Origin of the sequence: Litorivicinus lipolyticus, assembly GCF_009650135.1 — a bacterium.
GTDB classification, from domain to species: Bacteria; Pseudomonadota; Gammaproteobacteria; order Pseudomonadales; family Litorivicinaceae; genus Litorivicinus; species Litorivicinus lipolyticus.
The window spans coordinates 2251685-2267796 of the sequence record NZ_CP045871.1 but is presented as its reverse complement, the minus strand read 5'-3'; the positions used below and the strand labels follow the sequence as shown (position 1 = coordinate 2267796).

Sequence of the window (16112 nt, the reverse complement as noted above, 5' to 3'; positions counted from 1 at the left end):
GCAAGTTCGGTGAACACAATCTGAAACCGCTCGACGAGCAGGAATAAGCGCCATTAAAACGGTTTTGATTACAGGCGGCGCCGGCTTTATTGGCTCCGCCGTCGTGCGCCACGTTATTGCCTCCAGCGATTGGCGGGTGGTGGTGATGGACAGCCTGACCTATGCCGGCAACCTGGCGTCGCTAGCTTCGGTCAGTGACAATCCACGGTTCGTGTTCGAACAGGTTGACATCTGTGACGAAGCCGAGGTCAATCGTGCGTTTGACCAGCACCGGCCGGACATTGTCATGCACCTGGCGGCGGAATCCCACGTGGATCGCTCGATTGATGCGGCCGAGCAGTTCCTGCAGACCAACATCATGGGTACGTTCCGGTTGTTGCAGGCGGCACGCAAGTTGATGGATCAAGGGCACGCGCTGCGCTTCCATCACATCTCGACCGACGAGGTCTACGGCGATTTGCCCAACGACGGCAGCCTGTTCGATGAAACCACGGGGTACGATCCGTCGTCGCCGTATTCGGCCAGCAAGGCCGCGTCGGATCACTTGGTCCGGGCGTGGCGGCGAACCTTTGGCGTGCCGGTGGTGGTGACCAATTGTTCGAATAACTATGGCCCTTATCACTTTCCGGAAAAGCTGATTCCGCTGACCATCCTGAATGCGTTGGCGGGAAAGTCGCTGCCGATTTATGGCGACGGCCAGCAAGTCCGGGACTGGCTGTACGTCGAGGACCACGCTCGTGCGCTGTGGTTGGTGGCGCAACGCGCCGAAGTCGGTCAGACCTACAACATCGGTGGCCACAACGAGCGCACCAACCTGGACGTGGTTAACGCGCTGTGCGCCTTGCTGGACGAGTTGGCACCCAAAGAAACCCCCTACGGCGAGCAAATGGTGTTCGTTCGTGACCGCCCCGGCCACGACCGTCGCTACGCGATTGATGCCTCAAAAATACAGGCGGAACTGGATTGGACGCCGGACGAAACCTTCGACACTGGGCTGCGAAAAACCGTCGAGTGGTTTTTGGCCAACTCGGCTTGGACCGATCAGGTCCTGGACGGCAGCTACCGACTCACACGACTGGGCCACGTTTAAGTGTTTTTTGAACGCGAGACCGGGGGCGAGCGCGTCCTTGGAATACAGATCGTTAATCCGCGGCGCGATGCCCAAGACGATTACAACGAATTTAAAGAGTTGATGCTGTCCTCGGGCGGTGAGCTGTTGGAGATCGTCAGTTTGCGCCGTGACATGCCGCGCCCCTCGACCTACTTGGGCAAGGGCCAGGTCGAAGAGCTGGCGGATAAGGTCGCGGATATGGAAGTCGACCTGGTGATCTTTGATCGCTCTTTGAGCCCGACCCAGGAAAAAAACCTCGAGGCCGCGTTGATGGCCCGGGTACTGGATCGTACCGGGCTGATTCTGGACATCTTTGCGTCGCGCGCGGCCACGCACGAGGGCAAATTGCAGGTCGAATTGGCCCAGTTGGAATTCGTCCGTACGCGCCTGATTCGAGGTTGGACGCACCTGGAGCGCCAAAAAGGTGGTATCGGGTTGCGTGGTCCGGGTGAAACCCAGCTCGAAACCGACCGCCGCTTGCTTAATGTGCGTGTCGATACGATTAAAAAACGCCTGGAAAAAGTCCGTGCCTCGCGTGCTCAAGGGCGGCGAGCACGTGAGCGCTCGGAAACACCGACGGTGGCGCTGGTGGGTTACACCAATGCGGGCAAAAGCACGCTGTTTAACCAGGTCACGCGCGGCACTGTGTACGCCGCGGACCAGTTGTTCGCGACGCTCGATCCGACCCTTCGCCAGCTCGATATGGGCGGCGGCGGGCATGCCGTAATCGCCGACACGGTCGGTTTTATTCGTGATCTGCCGCATTCGCTGGTACAGGCCTTCCACGCCACGCTAGAAGAAGCCGCACTGGCGGATCTTTTGTTGGTGGTTGAAGATTGCGCGGATCCGGAACGCGACGATCGGCGTTATCACGTCGACCAGGTTTTGGGCGAAATCGGCGCGGCGGATATCCCGACGTTGCGGGTCTACAACAAGGCTGATCTGCATGCCGATGCGACCTTGGGCCGGGTCGATCGTGACGATCAGGGCGTCGCCCATACGGTCTGGGTGTCGGCCCTGACAGGGGGCGGTTTAGATGTACTGCGCACGGTGATTGGCGAGCGCGTTGACGCCGGCGTCGCGCGTCATCGCTTACTTGTCCCGGCCTCGGGTGCGCGCGCCCGGGCTGCCTTGCACGACGCCGGTGGTGTCCTCAACGAAAGTTATTCGGACGCCGGCGAGTACCAACTCGACATTGAGCTGGCGGATAAGCAGTGGCAGCGTCTGCGCCGCGAGCACGAGCTGGATCAGTGGTGCGTCGACTAGCGCCTTGAAAGCGGCGGCGCGCGTCCCATTAACATTAGCAAGAACGTATTAACCAACTATCACGGGAGCCTTCAATGGCGTGGAACGAACCGGGCGGCGGAAATAAAGATCCGTGGGGCAATAAAGGCAACAACAACCAAGGTCCGCCGGATCTGGATGAAGTTGCGAAAAAAGTGCAGGAAAGCCTAAACAAGATTTTCGGAGGCAAGTCCGGCGGTTCGGGCGGTAGCGACGGCGGTTCTGCGCCCAGCTTCCACTTGGGCGGTGGCGTGCTTGGCCTAATCGCGGTGGTCCTGTTGGGCGGCTGGTTCTCGTTGGGGCTTTACGAAGTCGATCAGCAAGAACGCGCTGTGGTGTTGCGCTTGGGTGAGTTCTACGAAACCAAGGCGCCGGGCTTGCGTTGGAACCCCTTGATGATTGACGAAGTCAATATCGTCAACGTGACCCGCGTGCGGACCCACACCACCCAAGGCTTGATGCTGACCCAGGACGAAAACATCGTTGATGTGAATCTGGCCGTTCAGTACGTCATTGGCGATCCGCAGGAATACCTGTTGAACGTGCGTGACCCTGAAGTCAGCCTGACTCACGCGACTGACTCGGCACTGCGCCATGTGGTCGGCAGTGTCGCATTAAGCCCGATTCTGTCTGAAGGCCGTGAGGCCTTGGGTACCGACATCCGCGTGCGCTTGCAGGAATACCTGGATCGTTACCAGTCCGGTCTGCGCGTGGTTCAGTTGAACCTTGAGTCAACCCAGCCGCCCCAGCAGGTGCAGGTCGCGTTTGATGACGTGATCAAGGCGCGAGAGGACGAGCAGCGGGTTAAAAACCAAGCTGAAACCTACGCCAACGGTGTGATCCCGGAAGCGCGAGGTCGTGCTCAGCGTGTCCTTGAAGAAGCCAACGCGTACAAAGAGCAAGTGATTGCCCGAGCACGTGGTGAAGCCGATCGTTTCCGTGCCGTTTTGGCCCAGTACGAAGCAGCCCCCGAAGTCACACGTCAGCGTCTGTACATCGAGGCGGTTGAAGAAGTCATGGCCAATTCGTCCAAGGTCTTGGTCGACGTAGATGGTGGCAATAACATGATGATGTTGCCGCTGGACCGCCTGGCTCAGGCCGGCGCCGGCAGTGCGGCCTTGAGCTCGCGTGCTAATACCAACATCAGTGGCTCCAGCAACGATCTGACCCAGCGTGACATCCGTAGTTTGACCGACCAGGTCATTTCGGAAATCCGAGCGCGTCAGGCTGACACCACTACACGAGGAGATCGCTAATGAGTGCGGGTCGTTTAAACCTATTAGCTATCGTTGCGGTCATCGTGGTGATGGTCATCAGCAGCAGCGTTTACATCGTCAACGAACGTGAACGTGCGGTGCTACTGAAGTTTGGTGAAGTCGTCGACAGTGATGTCGAGCCGGGCTTGCACTTCAAATTACCGATCGTCAACGACGTCAAGCGCTTCGAAGCGCGACTGATGACCTTGGATGCTCGCCCGCAGCGTTACCTGACGGCGGAAAAGAAAGGCCTGATCGTCGACAGTTACGTTAAGTGGCGTGTGGCCGACACCGGTCGTTACTACACCGCCACCGGCGGCGACGAGTTGGAAGCGAACCGCTTGCTGTCATCGCGTGCGGACAACGGACTGCGTAACAAGTTTGGTGAGCGCACGGTGCGTGAAGTGGTCAGCGGTGAGCGTGATGAGCTGATGGCAGAAATCACCAAAGAACTGAACTCGATCGCACGGACCGAACTGGGCATAGAGATCTTGGACGTTCGCGTCAAAGCGGTCGACTTGCCGCCGGAAGTGTCGAACGCCGTCTACAGCCGTATGGCGTCGGAGCGTGAGCGTGAAGCGCGTGAGTTGCGCTCGGAAGGTCGTGAGGCCGCCGAGGGTATTGAAGCGGATGCGGATCGTCAAAAGACCATCATCGAAGCCGAAGCCTACCGTACGGCCCAGGCGACTCGCGGTGAGGGTGATGCATCAGCAGCCCAGATCTATGCCGAGGCATTCAACCTAGACAAAGAGTTCTATGCGTTTTATCGCTCAATGAGTGCGTACCGCTCCTCGTTTGCGAATAAGGACGACATGTTGGTATTGGAACCGGATTCGGACTTTTTCCGCTTCCTGAATAACCCATCGCCAGATCAGTAAGGCCTGGTTGACGCAACTAAGCCGGCCGTGTGCCGGCTTTTTTGTGGGTCAAATTTGCGTCAAGTCAAATAAAGTTAGTGAGAATCGTTTGCATTTAGAGTTGTTCTAGCTATACTGCGAATCGTTCTCATTAACGTGTTGGAAGAGTGTTATGTTGAAATCGTTAGTCGCTGCCAGTTTGCTGCTGGCGCTGGGTGCCCAGGCCGCAGGTCAGGTCAACGTTTATTCGGCTCGTAACGAGGCCCTGATCTTGCCGCTGTTGGAACAGTTCGAAGCCAGCACTGGCATTGATGTGCGCCTGATTACCGGCGGCGCCGATGAATTGGTCACCCGGATGAAGTCCGAGGGTGTCGCAAGCCCCGCGGATGTGTTTATTACCGTGGATGCGGGCCGCGCCCAGCGCGCCAAGCAAGCCGGGGTGCTGGCTAAATTGGGTGATCAAGATTTCTTGTCGCGTGTGCCGGCGCCATACCAGGACGCGGACAATGAGTGGGTCGCGCTGTCGTTGCGCGCACGCACCATTTTCTATTCGAAAGCGCGCTTTGATCCAAGCCAAATTAGCCACTACGCCGACCTTGCCGACCCCAAGTTTAAAGGCCAGCTGTGCATCCGCTCATCCGGCAATATCTACAACCAGTCGCTGACCGCGGCTCAAATTGAACACCAGGGGGATGCCGCCGCACTGGACTGGGCGCGCGGTATGGTCGCCAACATGGCGCGCAAGCCAAGCGGTGGTGACACCGACCAGATTAAGGCAGTCGCCGCCGGGCTATGTGACATTGCGGTCGCCAACACGTACTACTTTGGACGTTTGGCGGCCAGCGAATCGGCCGACGACCAAGCTGTGGTCGATGCGGTCGGGATGATTTGGCCGGACCAGAGCGGCGCCGGTACCCACGTCAACGCGTCGTTGGCCGGGATCGCCAGCTATTCGCCGAACCGTGACAATGCCGAAGCGCTGTTAGGCTTCCTACTGTCGGACGCGGCTCAGACCTTCTACGCCGAAATTAACCACGAATTTCCGGTCGTCACCGGGGCGCTGCCGTCTAAGACCATGCGTAACTTGGGCGCCTTTAAGGCGGACGGCTTGTCATTAGAGGTGCTGGGCGTGAATAATCCGGCCGCAGTTAAGTTGATGGACAAGGCAGGTTGGCTTTAATTTCACCTAGACAGTTAAACCCGGTAACACTGGTCGCCTTGGCGGCCGGTGTTTTGGTGTGTGTACCGATTATCACCATCGTTTGTATGGGCCTGTTCGGTCAGTCCGATGTTTGGGCGCACTTGGTTGATACTCGGCTGCCTCAATACCTGTCCAACTCATTCGGTTTGGTCGTCGGTGTCAGCCTTGGGGTGGTGCTGTTCGGGGTGCCCAGCGCAGCCTTGGTCAGTCTGTGTGACTTTCCCGGTCGGCGTGCGCTGTCGCTGGCGCTGCTGCTGCCACTGGCGTTTCCAGCGTACATTTTGGCGTACACCTACACCGGACTGCTGGATCCGGCTGGGCCGATGGCGCGCTGGATCGATCCGCGTGCTCTCGATTCGATTCGCTCGCTGCCCGGGGCCGCGGTGATGCTGAGCTTGGTGCTGTACCCCTATGTGTATTTGTTGGCACGGGCGTCGTTTTTGTCGCGCAGTGCATCCACGCTCGAAGTGGGGCGAACGTTGGGCCTGACACCGCTGCGCTCGACCATCAAGTTGGCGCTGCCGATGGCGCGACCGGCGATTGTCGCCGGGTTGACCTTGGCGCTGATGGAAACGCTGGCTGATTACGGCACGGTGGCGTTTTTTGGCGTGCCGACCTTTACCACCGGCATCATGCGCGCCTACCACGGCATGGGGGATGCGGTCGCGGCCGCGCAGCTGGCACTGACCTTGTTGGCCTTTGTCGCGCTGTTGGTGTTGCTGGAAAAATATTCGCGTCGAAAACTGCGCTATTTCAGCGGCAGTTCGCGGCGCAGCCATAGCCGGGTCCAGCTAACCGGGCGCAATGCCGGTCTGGCGATACTGGTGTGCGCGTTACCGCCGCTGCTGGGCTTTGGGGTGCCAGGCCTGACCTTGCTGTGGTGGGGGCTGACGGATGCGCGCGATCAGTGGGCCGACCTAGTGCCGCATGCCCTAAGCTCATTTGGATTGGCCTCGGCGGCCGCGCTGCTGTTGGTGGGCTCGGCGTTAGCGCTGGGGTACGCCGAGCGCACCGCGCCGTCGCGACTGACCCGCGGATTGACCCAGATCGCCGGGCTCGGTTACGCCTTGCCCGGCACCATCATTGCGGTCGGCGTATTGATTCCACTGGCCCAAGCCGACCAGTGGTTGTTTTTGTTCTTTCGTGACCACCTGGGCGTCAACGTGGGGTTGCCGTTGACGGGCACTGTGGCGGCGGTGTTGGTGGCCTATGGGGCGCGCTTTACCGCGGTTAGTTTGGGCGCGATTACGTCCGGGTTGGGGCGCATCAAACCGAGCCTGGACGAGGCGGCTACTTTGCTGGGCTATCGACCGCTGCAAATCGTGCGCCGTGTTCACGTGCCGCTGATGCGCGGTGCGGTGCTGACCTCGGCGCTGGTGGTCTTTGTCGATGTGCTTAAAGAGTTGCCGGCGACCTTGATACTGCGGCCCTTTGATTTCAACACCCTGGCGGTGCGTGCCTACGAACTGGCCAGCGACGAGCGTTTGCTGGATGCGGCACCGGCCAGCCTGATGATTGTCGCGGTCGGTTTGATACCGGTGGTGTATTTGAACCGTTCCGTAAGTGAGGCGAAGTACTGATGGCAGCGTTGCAGCTGAAACGTTTGAATCTGGGTTATGACGGCCAGACCGTGGTTCACCAAGTCGACTTGTCGCTGGCGTCGGGTGAGCTTGGGTGTTTGCTTGGCCCCAGCGGGTGCGGCAAAAGCACCCTGCTGCGCAGCATCGCCGGCTTCACTGAGGTCTTGAGCGGGGAAATCTGGCTGGGTGATGAGCGCATTGCCGATGCGCATCACAGTGTGCCGGCTCAGGATCGCGGCGTCGGCCTGGTGTTTCAGGACGTTGCACTGTTTCCGCACCTGAGCGTGTTTGACAACATTCGCTTTGGCATCGAGCGTTGGAGTCGCGCCGATCAACGCCTGCGCGTGGATAATCTGCTGGCGCTGGTTGGGCTGAGTGGTCTGGGCGCGCGTTTCCCGCACGAACTGTCCGGTGGCCAACAACAGCGAGTTGCGTTGGCCCGGGCGTTGGCGCCGCGGCCGCGGGTGCTGCTGTTGGACGAGCCGTTCAGTGGATTGGACAGCGAGCTGCGTGCGCGTTTGGCCAATGAGGTGCGGGCGATTTTGAAGGCCGATGGGGTGACCGCCTTGATGGTGACCCACGATCAAAAGGAGGCGTTTGATTTCGCCGACCGTGTCGCGGTCATGCGCGACGGCATTATCGAGCAGTTCGATCCGGCTTATCGGCTGTATCACGAACCGCGCAGTGAATTCGTTGCGCGCTTTGTCGGCGCCGGTGATGTGCTGCCCTGTACGGTCATCAACACCACCCAGGTCGATTCACCGCTGGGCATTTTGACCTCGGATCAAACCCTGGGTTACGAGCCGGGCCAAACCATGTCGCTGCTGTTTCGCCCGGATGATGTCATTCATGACGACGACGCCACGCTGCACGCAACTCTGGTCAGCAAACAATTCCGTGGCTCGCACTTTGTGTACCGGGTGCGCTTCGAAAATGGTGTTGAACTGGGCTGCTTGGCGCCGTCGCATCACGATCATGAAATTGGCGCCGATGTTGGGGTCCGTTTGGAGGTCGAGCACTTGGTGCTGCTGCCCAAATAGCGCGATAATGACGCATGGCTAAACTGTATTTTTCATATTCGGCGATGAACGCCGGCAAATCGACCCTGTTACTTCAGGCATCTCATAACTACCGCGAACGCGGCATGCCGACGCTGTTGTTGACGGCCAGTTTTGACGACCGTGCTGGGGTCGGCCGTATCGGTTCGCGTATCGGACTGAACGATTCGGCTTACGCCTTTCACACCCACGACGATCTGTTTGAAAAGGTCAGTGCCTTGCACCAGACCCATGCGTTGGCCTGTGTGTTTGTCGACGAGGCGCAATTCTTGACCGCCGTCCAGGTGTGGCAGTTGGCGCGTGTCTGCGATGTGCTTAAATTGCCGGTCATGTGTTACGGCTTGCGCACGGATTTCCAGGGCAAATTGTTCCCCGGCAGTGCCGAGTTGTTGGCAGTTGCCGACACCCTACGCGAGATCCGGACGATCTGTTGGTGTGGCTCCAAAGCGACCATGGTTATTCGCATGGGCGCTGATGGCGAGCCGGTCGATGAAGGTGCCCAGGTTGAAATTGGCGGCAATGACAAGTATGTATCATTGTGTCGTGCGCATTGGTTGGCGCGCGATGTCGGTCGCGCTAAACCCTTTGCGAAGGGCTTGGCACAGGACGACTTGTTACCGTTGTGAGGTGGATATGCAATCTGGTTTTTTTACCGATGTTTCGTTGAATCACAAGAGCGGTGCGGTCTTGCACCCCATTAGCAAAAAGCAAGCAGGCGTCTGGGGCGTCACGGTCAGCGGGACGTTTTTGTCTGACGCCGAGGCTATAGTCCGCGCCATTGTGCTGGACTTGGGCAGCGTGCGCTGCTCGAACGAGGCGGCGGATGTGACCGCCAACTACGTGATTGGCAAGCCGGCGACGCCGACCTACACCTTGGATTCGCGTTGGCTGTCGCTGGCCGTTGCGGCACCGATTCAGCCGAACAACGCCACCGCGGACGAGGCCAGCGCGCCCGCCGCGGCGCCGATGCCGACCTCACCCGCCGCGGTTCATCCGGCACTGGAGACTGCGGCCCCCGATTTGTCGGGCAACGAGTTGGATCGGCTGATGACGCCGCGCAACTATGCGATTGCCGCGGCGGTCTTGGTCGCGCTGGTGTGGTGGGCGTTTTAGGCCACGAAATACCAGGCACTTAGGCTGAAACCGACCACAATCACAAAGCGTCGGATGAAGTGGGTTGGGATGGTCTTGCCGATCCGAATCGATAGCCAGCCACCGGTGATGCTGGCGGCCACGACAATAGCGGCGGCCGCGTAGTCGATGTCACCGACGATCAAAAACAGCACCACCGCAATGCCCTGCATGATGGTCGCCATAAGGCTTTTGGCGGCGTTGACGCGGTGGTATTCGCGGCCCTCAGTCAGCGGCAGCGACGCCAACATCATGATGCCCATTCCGGCGCCAAAGTAGCCGCCGTAAACCGAGACCAGGCTGTGCACGCCGTAGGCAAACCCGGGGCCCTTGTTTTGTTCCGCCAAGCGTTCGCCAAAGGCGGCAATTTGGGCCGAAAATAGGAACGATACGGTCGCCAACAGCACCAAAAACGGGACCAGGAACCGAAAGGTTTCATTGCCGCCGTTGAGTAGCGCAATGCCGCCAATTAGGCCGCCGATCGCCGACAGCACCGACAGCGGTAGCCACTGTTTCCAGTAACGTTTGATGTCAGTCCAGTACGCCAGCCCGGCGGCGATTTGACCGGGCAGCACGGCCACCGCGCTGGTGGTGTTGGCGACCACGGGGGGCAATCCGGTTAGCATTAACGCCGAAAAGGTAAACAGCGTGCCACCGCCGGCAAGGGCATTAATGGCGCCCGCCGCAAAGCCAGCCAGTGCCAAAAAAACAATGTGTACGAGTTCCATTAGGCTTTGATCCACCCTTGCGCTTGGCCGGCATCGAAGATGCGCTGGGCGACCGCCCACAGTGCGTCCGATCCCTGGCCAATGCCGCCCACCCGGTGTTCGAGTTGGGCCCGGTGGACGTCATATTGCGGCCAACTGCCGCCGCCGTTGGCCATATTGGCCATCAGCGGCTGAAAGCGGTCGATTGCTTTGGCAAAGCGCGCGTCTGCGCTTTCGGCGGCTTCAAATTCATGCCACAGGGCGTGCAGGGTCTGGCCTTGTTCGTCGGGCAACAAGCCGAAAATGCGCACGGCGGCGGCGATTTCTTTGTCGGCTTGGTCGGCGGGCGGGTGGCCGCCGTGCAGCGGGTGGTCGCCGGCATCGATTTCGACCAGGTCGTGAATCAGCAACATTTGTGCGACCCGTGCGCCGTCAACGGGTTCGTTGGCGTGCTCGGCCAACATCAGTCCCATCAGCGCCACGTACCAGGAATGTTCGGCGGTGTTTTCAAGCGCACCGTTGTGTAGATTGCGGGTTGCGCGGACAACCGATTTTAGGTGATCAATTTCGACCAAAAACTGCAATTGCTGACCCAAGCGAGTCGGCAAACCATTCATCCAATCCATTTACGGGGCCTTGTAGCGAGTTGCGGTGCATTAAAACGCACTTTTAGTCTTGAATCTGTAGTGTAAAGCGTTAGGGTGCGAGCTTTCGAGTCGCGCCCACAATCAAGGAGTTGGCATTGACCAAAAAATCTTGGAGCTCACAGGATTCGTCCACCCTTTACAGCGTGCCCGATTGGGGCAAGGGCGTGTTTTCGGTTAACGCCAACGGATTGCTTGAAGTGGCGCCGCCCAACGTACCCGGTGCGCCCAAGGTGCCATTGATGAGCATTCTCGCGGGGATCAAAGACCGTGGCATGGATTTGCCCGTGGTGCTGCGGATTGAAAACCTGATCGACTTGCAGGTCAGTCACCTTAATCAAAGCTTTGCGGCGGCGATCGAGGCCCACGATTATCAGAACGTCTACCGCGGCGTGTTCCCGATCAAGGTTAACCAGCAGTCCCAGGTGATTGAAGAGATCGCCCGATTTGGTGCGCGCTACAACCACGGCCTTGAAGCGGGCAGCAAAGCCGAGCTGATGATCGCGATGGCGACGCTGACCGACCCGGGCAGCATGATTATTTGTAACGGCTATAAAGACGCGGAGTTTGTCGACCTGGGGCTGCGTGCGCGGCAACTGGGGTTCGAGTGCTTTTTCGTGGTCGAAACCCCGGCCGAGTTGGACTTGATTTTGGAGCGTGCGGAGCTGCTGCAGGTCGAGCCGCGCATTGGTTTTCGGGCCAAGCTGTCGACCCAGGTCGAGGGCCACTGGAGCGAAGACAGCGGCGACCGATCGCTGTTTGGGTTGTCGGCGAACCAGATCGTCAACATGGTCGACCGGCTGCGTGATACCGGGCATCTGGAATGGTTGCGCTTGTTGCACTTCCACCTGGGGTCGCAAATACCCAACATCCGTGACATCCGCACCGGGGTCGCCGAGGCGGTACGTTACTACAATGAATTGGTCGCCGAAGGCGCGGCCATGGGCTATTTGGACCTGGGCGGTGGACTGGCGGTCAACTACGAAGGCGGCGACACCAACTACACCCTGGCTGAATACTGCTATGACGTGGTCGAAAGCGTGGCCGCCACCTTGGCCGAGGGCGTGCCGCACCCGGTTTTGATCAGCGAGTCCGGTCGCGCCACGGTCGCCGATTCGTCGATTTTGTTGTTTAACACCTTGGACGTGACGACCTTCGAGCCCGGCCCGATCCGGACGGTCACCGAAGACGACGCCGAAGCGATCCAGAAACTAGGCGAAATCCAAGCCAACGTTGAGGTCGCCAACGCCCACCAGAGCTTCACCGACGCCATCTACTACCGCGATGACATGCGCGAGTCGTTTCAGCTGGGTACGACTACGCTGCGCCAGCGCGCCTTGGCCGAAAATCTGTGCCTGGACGTGATGCAGCAGGTCAAACACTTGCTGCCACAGATGCGCCGAATCCCGAAAGAGCTGGAAGCGCTGCACCAAGATCTGGCGGATATTTACTACGCTAATTTCAGCGTGTTCCAGTCCCTGCCCGATACCTGGGCGATGGACCAGGTGTTCCCGGTGGTGCCGATTCACCGCCTTAACGAGGAACCCACGCGCGAGGCGATCCTGGCGGATTTGACCTGTGACTGTGACGGCAAAATCGATTTGTTCGTCGGCGGCCACTCAACTTTGCCGGTGCACTCGCTGGTGGACGGTGAGGACTACGTGTTTGGTGTCTTCATGGTCGGCGCCTACCAGGAGACTCTGGGCGATTTGCACAACCTGTTTGGCGACACCAATGTGGTCAGCGTGCGGATCAATGAAGGCGGTAACTTCGAGATCGAGCGCGAGTTGCAGGGCGACACCGTCGAGGACGTTCTGAGTTACGTTGAATACACCCCGGCCGGCTTGACCGAGACATTCCGCAAGACCGCGGAACGCGCGGTCCGCAGTGGTCTGATCAAGCCGTCACAGCGGCGTGAAATTGTTGAACAGTTCCGCGAGTCATTGCGCGGTTACACCTATTACGAGCACTAGGAGCATTCCATGGCAAAAGTAGTCATCATTGGTGCCGGCGGCGTCGGCGGCGTGGTTACCCACAAAGTTGCGAGCTTGCCGGAGGTCTTTACCGACGTGGTGTTGGCCTCGCGCACGCTGGCAAAATGTGACGCGATTGCGGCACAGCTTGAACGCCCGATTCGAACTGCCCAGATCGATGCCGACGACGTGCCGGCGCTGACCGCGTTTTTGCAGGCCGAACAGCCGTACCTGGTTATTAACGTGGCACTGCCGTACCAAGACCTAACCATTATGGACGCCTGCTTGAACGCCGGTGTTCACTACATGGACACGGCCAACTACGAGCCGCTGGATACCGCCAAGTTCGAGTACAAGTGGCAGTGGGCCTACCAGGAGAAATTCGAGAAGGCCGGACTGATGGCGTTGTTGGGGTCCGGCTTTGATCCGGGCGCAACCAACGTGTTCACCGCTCACCTGGCGAAACACTACTTTGACGAGATCCACACGCTGGACATTATTGACGTCAACGGCGGCGATCACGGCTACCCCTTTGCGACCAACTTCAACCCGGAAATCAATATCCGCGAAGTCAGCGCCGAGTGCCGTCACTGGGAAGATGGGGCCTTTGTGACCACCCCTGCGATGAGCAGCAACCAGTCATTTACCTGCCCCGAGGGCGTCGGCACCTACGACATCTACCGGATGTACCACGAAGAGCTGGAGTCGCTGACCAAGCACTACCCGACGCTGAAACGTGCCCAGTTCTGGATGAGTTTTTCGGAAAAATACCTGACCCATTTGAAGTGCTTGGAGAACGTCGGCATGACCTCGATCGAACCGATCGATTTCAATGGCCAGCAAATCACTCCGATCCAGTTTTTGCAGGCGGTGTTGCCGGATCCGGCCAGCCTTGGGCCGCGGACCCGGGGTAAAACCTGCATCGGCTGCTATGTGACCGGTATTAAAGACGGCAAGCCTAAGACGGCGTACCTATACAACATCTGTGACCACGAGTCGTGTTACGCCGAGGTCAAATCCCAAGCCATCAGCTACACCACCGGCGTGCCGTGCATGATCGGCGCGAAAATGATGGTCGAAGGCACCTGGATGAAGCCGGGCGTTTGGAACATCGAGCAAATGGACCCGGATGCCTTCCTGGCCGATATGAACCGCTATGGTTTGCCCTGGACGGTGATCGAAGACCCGGAATTTAACCTGAAGTGAACAGCGCGTCGTTTGTCGGGTTTGACCCGAGCCGAGTGCCGTCACCGAGTTTCGTGATTGATGTGGCGGCGATCGAGTCGAACCTGCAAGTATTGGCGGATGTTCAGGCCCGCTCCGGCGCCCGTGTGCTGGCTGCGCTGAAAGCCTTTTCGGTGCCGGCGCTGGGCGCATTGACGCGCCAGTACCTGTGCGGGACCTGCTCGTCGGGTGTGCATGAAGCGTTGTTGGCGCACCGCCATTACGGCGGCGAGGTGCATGTATTCAGTGCCGCGTTCAAGGACAGTGACATGGATGCGCTGCTGCCGATTGCGGATCACCTAGTGTTTAACTCGGTCGCCCAGTTGCATCGCTTTCGTGAGCGCGCGCTGGCCGCCGGCGTAACCCTGGGTATCCGCATTAACCCCGAGCACAGCGAGGGGGCGGTTGAGCTGTATGACCCCTGTGCGCCTTGTTCGCGCCTGGGTATTCCGGCCGCGGAGCTGGTCGGTGCGGATTTGGCGGGCATTACCGGCCTGCATTTTCACACTCTGTGCGAGCAGGGCTATGCGCCCTTGGCACGGACGCTGGCGGCGGTCGAGGCGGGCTTTGGGGCGTTGTTGGCGGACATGGAGTGGGTCAATTTCGGCGGCGGTCACCACATCACCGCGCCGGGCTACGATATCGAGGGCCTAATTGCCGGTGTGCGCGCCTTCAGCGAACGCCACAGTGTACAGGTATACCTAGAGCCGGGCGAGGCGGTTGCGATTCGCTCCGGCGTTCTGGTGGCCGAAGTGTTGGATACGCCGCGTAACGGCATTGAGTTAGCCATTTTGGACACCAGCGCGACCTGTCACATGCCGGACACCTTGGAGATGCCCTACCGGGCCGAGATTTTTGGCGCCGCCGAGGCCGGGGTCAAAGCCCACAGCTATCGCCTGGGTGGTCAGACCTGCCTGGCTGGCGATGTGATCGGTGATTACAGCTTCGATCAGCCGTTGGCGCTGGGCCGGCGCTTGATGTTTGACGACATGGCGCATTACACCCTGGTTAAAACCAACACCTTCAACGGCATCGAATTGCCGTCGCTGGTGCTGTGGGACTCGCGCGATGACTCGCTGACGACCATCGCCGAATTTGGCTACGCCGACTTTGCCCGTCGCTTAGGCGGCTAGCCCTCGCCGTCCGGGCGGGCGCCGCGGTACCAGGCCAGCAAACACAGCATCTGCTGGGCAATCGTGGCGGCCGCCAGCGCCGTCACTTCGGCATGATCGTAAGCCGGCGATACCTCGACCACGTCCATGCCAATCACATTGATGCCTTTCAGCGCGCGCAAAATCGCCAGCACCTGTGCGGTTGACGGCCCGCCAATCACGGGCGTGCCGGTGCCGGGCGCATAGGCTGGATCCAAGCAATCGACGTCAAAGGTCATGTAGACCGGTAAATCGCCGACTCGGGCTCGAATTTGATCGGCGATGCTGTCGGCGCTGCGCAGCTGTAAATCCGGCCCCTCGACCCATTCGAAACCGCGGCGGTCGCTGTTGTGGGTGCGAATGCCAAGCTGGATCGAGTGCTCCGGCACCACGATGCCGTCGCGCGCGGCGTGATAGAACATGGTGCCGTGCTCGATGTCGCCCGGCTCGGACGGCCAGGTGTCGGAATGGGCATCAAAGTGAACCAGTGCGACCGGGCCGTGCACGCCGTGGTGGGCCTTGAGGACCGGGTAGCTGACAAAGTGATCGCCTCCCAAGGTCAGCAAGGTGGTCCCAGACTCAACGACGGTGCGGGCATGGGCCTCGATTTCAGCGGGCACCTCGGCCGGCTTGACCAGGTCAAACGGGCAATCGCCGTAATCGACCACGGCCAAGGTTTTAAACGGATCAAAGCCCCAGCCATAGGGACGCGCCCAACACAGCTGAGCGCTGGCTTCGCGGATCGCGCGCGGGCCGAAGCGGGCGCCGGGGCGGTTGGTGGTCGCGGTGTCGAACGGCACGCCCATGACGGCGACGTCGACGCCGGTCAGATCACGGGTATAGGTGCGCCGGATGAAGCTGGTGATGCCCTGAAACATTTCTTCGCTGCGGGTGCCGTACAGGCTGCTAGCGGTGATCGCGAAATCGTTATCCAT

The 16112-nt window shown here is 59.6% G+C and carries 15 protein-coding genes; 12 read left to right on the top strand and 3 right to left on the bottom strand.

Translation table 11 applies throughout. The features are described 5' to 3' along the window. Window positions 1-64: 64 nt before the first annotated feature. The 9 genes from rfbB to GH975_RS11545 all read left to right on the top strand — a co-directional run bounded on the left by rfbB (window position 65) and on the right by GH975_RS11545 (window position 9460). The gene (gene rfbB / locus GH975_RS11585) at window positions 65-1090 is read left to right on the top strand and encodes a dTDP-glucose 4,6-dehydratase (RefSeq protein ID WP_322788852.1); all 1026 of its coding nucleotides are present in this window, start codon (window positions 65-67) and stop codon (window positions 1088-1090) included. Continuing rightward, a complete protein-coding gene (hflX, locus tag GH975_RS11580) occupies window positions 1091-2377 on the top strand; it encodes a ribosome rescue GTPase HflX (protein WP_153714671.1) in 1287 nt (428 codons plus the stop codon). A 74-nt stretch (window positions 2378-2451) separates the two neighbouring features. Then, window positions 2452-3651 carry an FtsH protease activity modulator HflK gene (hflK, locus tag GH975_RS11575; RefSeq protein WP_153714670.1) on the top strand — a complete coding sequence of 400 codons (1200 nt, stop codon included), beginning with the start codon at window positions 2452-2454 and terminating at the stop codon, window positions 3649-3651. Continuing rightward, window positions 3651-4529, top strand: a complete 879-nt coding sequence (gene hflC, locus GH975_RS11570) for a protease modulator HflC (protein ID WP_153714669.1) — start codon at window positions 3651-3653, stop codon at window positions 4527-4529. Before hflK ends, hflC begins: the two co-directional genes overlap by 1 nt. A gap of 151 nt (window positions 4530-4680) precedes the next feature. Continuing rightward, on the top strand, window positions 4681-5688 hold the full coding sequence (locus GH975_RS11565) for an extracellular solute-binding protein (protein ID WP_153714668.1): 1008 nt from the start codon (window positions 4681-4683) through the stop codon (window positions 5686-5688). A 56-nt stretch (window positions 5689-5744) separates the two neighbouring features. Continuing rightward, entirely contained in the window at window positions 5745-7289 is a 1545-nt protein-coding gene (locus GH975_RS11560; protein WP_246164727.1) for an ABC transporter permease, read from the top strand. Next, window positions 7289-8329 (top strand): ABC transporter ATP-binding protein, encoded by a 1041-nt coding sequence (locus tag GH975_RS11555; protein WP_153714667.1) that lies wholly within the window; start codon window positions 7289-7291, stop codon window positions 8327-8329. The genes GH975_RS11560 and GH975_RS11555 overlap by 1 nt, the downstream gene beginning before the upstream one ends. 14 nt (window positions 8330-8343) lie before the next feature. After that, window positions 8344-8973, top strand: coding sequence for a thymidine kinase (locus GH975_RS11550; RefSeq protein ID WP_153714666.1), 630 nt, complete (start codon window positions 8344-8346; stop codon window positions 8971-8973). Between the two features lie 7 nt (window positions 8974-8980). Further along, window positions 8981-9460, top strand: coding sequence for a hypothetical protein (locus GH975_RS11545; RefSeq protein WP_153714665.1), 480 nt, complete (start codon window positions 8981-8983; stop codon window positions 9458-9460). Here the strand turns inward: GH975_RS11545 and GH975_RS11540 are convergent. Together GH975_RS11540 and GH975_RS11535 are read right to left on the bottom strand one after the other, a co-directional pair. Continuing rightward, on the bottom strand, window positions 9457-10206 hold the full coding sequence (locus GH975_RS11540; RefSeq protein WP_153714664.1) for a sulfite exporter TauE/SafE family protein: 750 nt from the start codon (window positions 10204-10206) through the stop codon (window positions 9457-9459). The two genes, GH975_RS11545 and GH975_RS11540, sit on opposite strands and share 4 nt — an antisense overlap. Beyond that, window positions 10206-10811 (bottom strand): HD domain-containing protein, encoded by a 606-nt coding sequence (locus GH975_RS11535; protein WP_246164726.1) that lies wholly within the window; start codon window positions 10809-10811, stop codon window positions 10206-10208. Before GH975_RS11535 ends, GH975_RS11540 begins: the two co-directional genes overlap by 1 nt. A gap of 116 nt (window positions 10812-10927) precedes the next feature. Here GH975_RS11535 and speA point away from each other — a divergent pair, with 116 nt between their 5' ends. Genes speA through nspC form a run of 3 tightly spaced genes read left to right on the top strand, consistent with a single transcriptional unit; the run spans window position 10928 to window position 15159 of the window. Beyond that, a complete protein-coding gene (gene speA, locus GH975_RS11530; RefSeq protein ID WP_246164725.1) occupies window positions 10928-12802 on the top strand; it encodes a biosynthetic arginine decarboxylase in 1875 nt (624 codons plus the stop codon). A 9-nt stretch (window positions 12803-12811) separates the two neighbouring features. Beyond that, window positions 12812-14008, top strand: coding sequence for a saccharopine dehydrogenase family protein (locus tag GH975_RS11525; RefSeq protein ID WP_153714662.1), 1197 nt, complete (start codon window positions 12812-12814; stop codon window positions 14006-14008). Next, window positions 14005-15159, top strand: coding sequence for a carboxynorspermidine decarboxylase (gene nspC, locus GH975_RS11520; protein WP_153714661.1), 1155 nt, complete (start codon window positions 14005-14007; stop codon window positions 15157-15159). Before GH975_RS11525 ends, nspC begins: the two co-directional genes overlap by 4 nt. Here the strand turns inward: nspC and speB are convergent. Next, window positions 15156-16112, bottom strand: coding sequence for an agmatinase (gene speB / locus GH975_RS11515; protein WP_153714660.1), 957 nt, complete (start codon window positions 16110-16112; stop codon window positions 15156-15158). The genes nspC and speB overlap by 4 nt on opposite strands.

Coding starts and splice junctions, on each gene's coding strand:
- hflK (WP_153714670.1), top strand. CDS start 2,452: ATGGCGTGGAACGAACCGGGCGGCGGAAATAAAGATCCGTGGGGCAAT.
- hflC (WP_153714669.1), top strand. CDS start 3,651: ATGAGTGCGGGTCGTTTAAACCTATTAGCTATCGTTGCGGTCATCGTG.
- GH975_RS11565 (WP_153714668.1), top strand. CDS start 4,681: ATGTTGAAATCGTTAGTCGCTGCCAGTTTGCTGCTGGCGCTGGGTGCC.
- GH975_RS11555 (WP_153714667.1), top strand. CDS start 7,289: ATGGCAGCGTTGCAGCTGAAACGTTTGAATCTGGGTTATGACGGCCAG.
- GH975_RS11550 (WP_153714666.1), top strand. CDS start 8,344: ATGGCTAAACTGTATTTTTCATATTCGGCGATGAACGCCGGCAAATCG.
- GH975_RS11545 (WP_153714665.1), top strand. CDS start 8,981: ATGCAATCTGGTTTTTTTACCGATGTTTCGTTGAATCACAAGAGCGGT.
- GH975_RS11540 (WP_153714664.1), bottom strand. CDS start 10,206: ATGGAACTCGTACACATTGTTTTTTTGGCACTGGCTGGCTTTGCGGCG.
- GH975_RS11535 (WP_246164726.1), bottom strand. CDS start 10,811: ATGGATTGGATGAATGGTTTGCCGACTCGCTTGGGTCAGCAATTGCAG.
- GH975_RS11525 (WP_153714662.1), top strand. CDS start 12,812: ATGGCAAAAGTAGTCATCATTGGTGCCGGCGGCGTCGGCGGCGTGGTT.
- speB (WP_153714660.1), bottom strand. CDS start 16,112: ATGGATAACGATTTCGCGATCACCGCTAGCAGCCTGTACGGCACCCGC.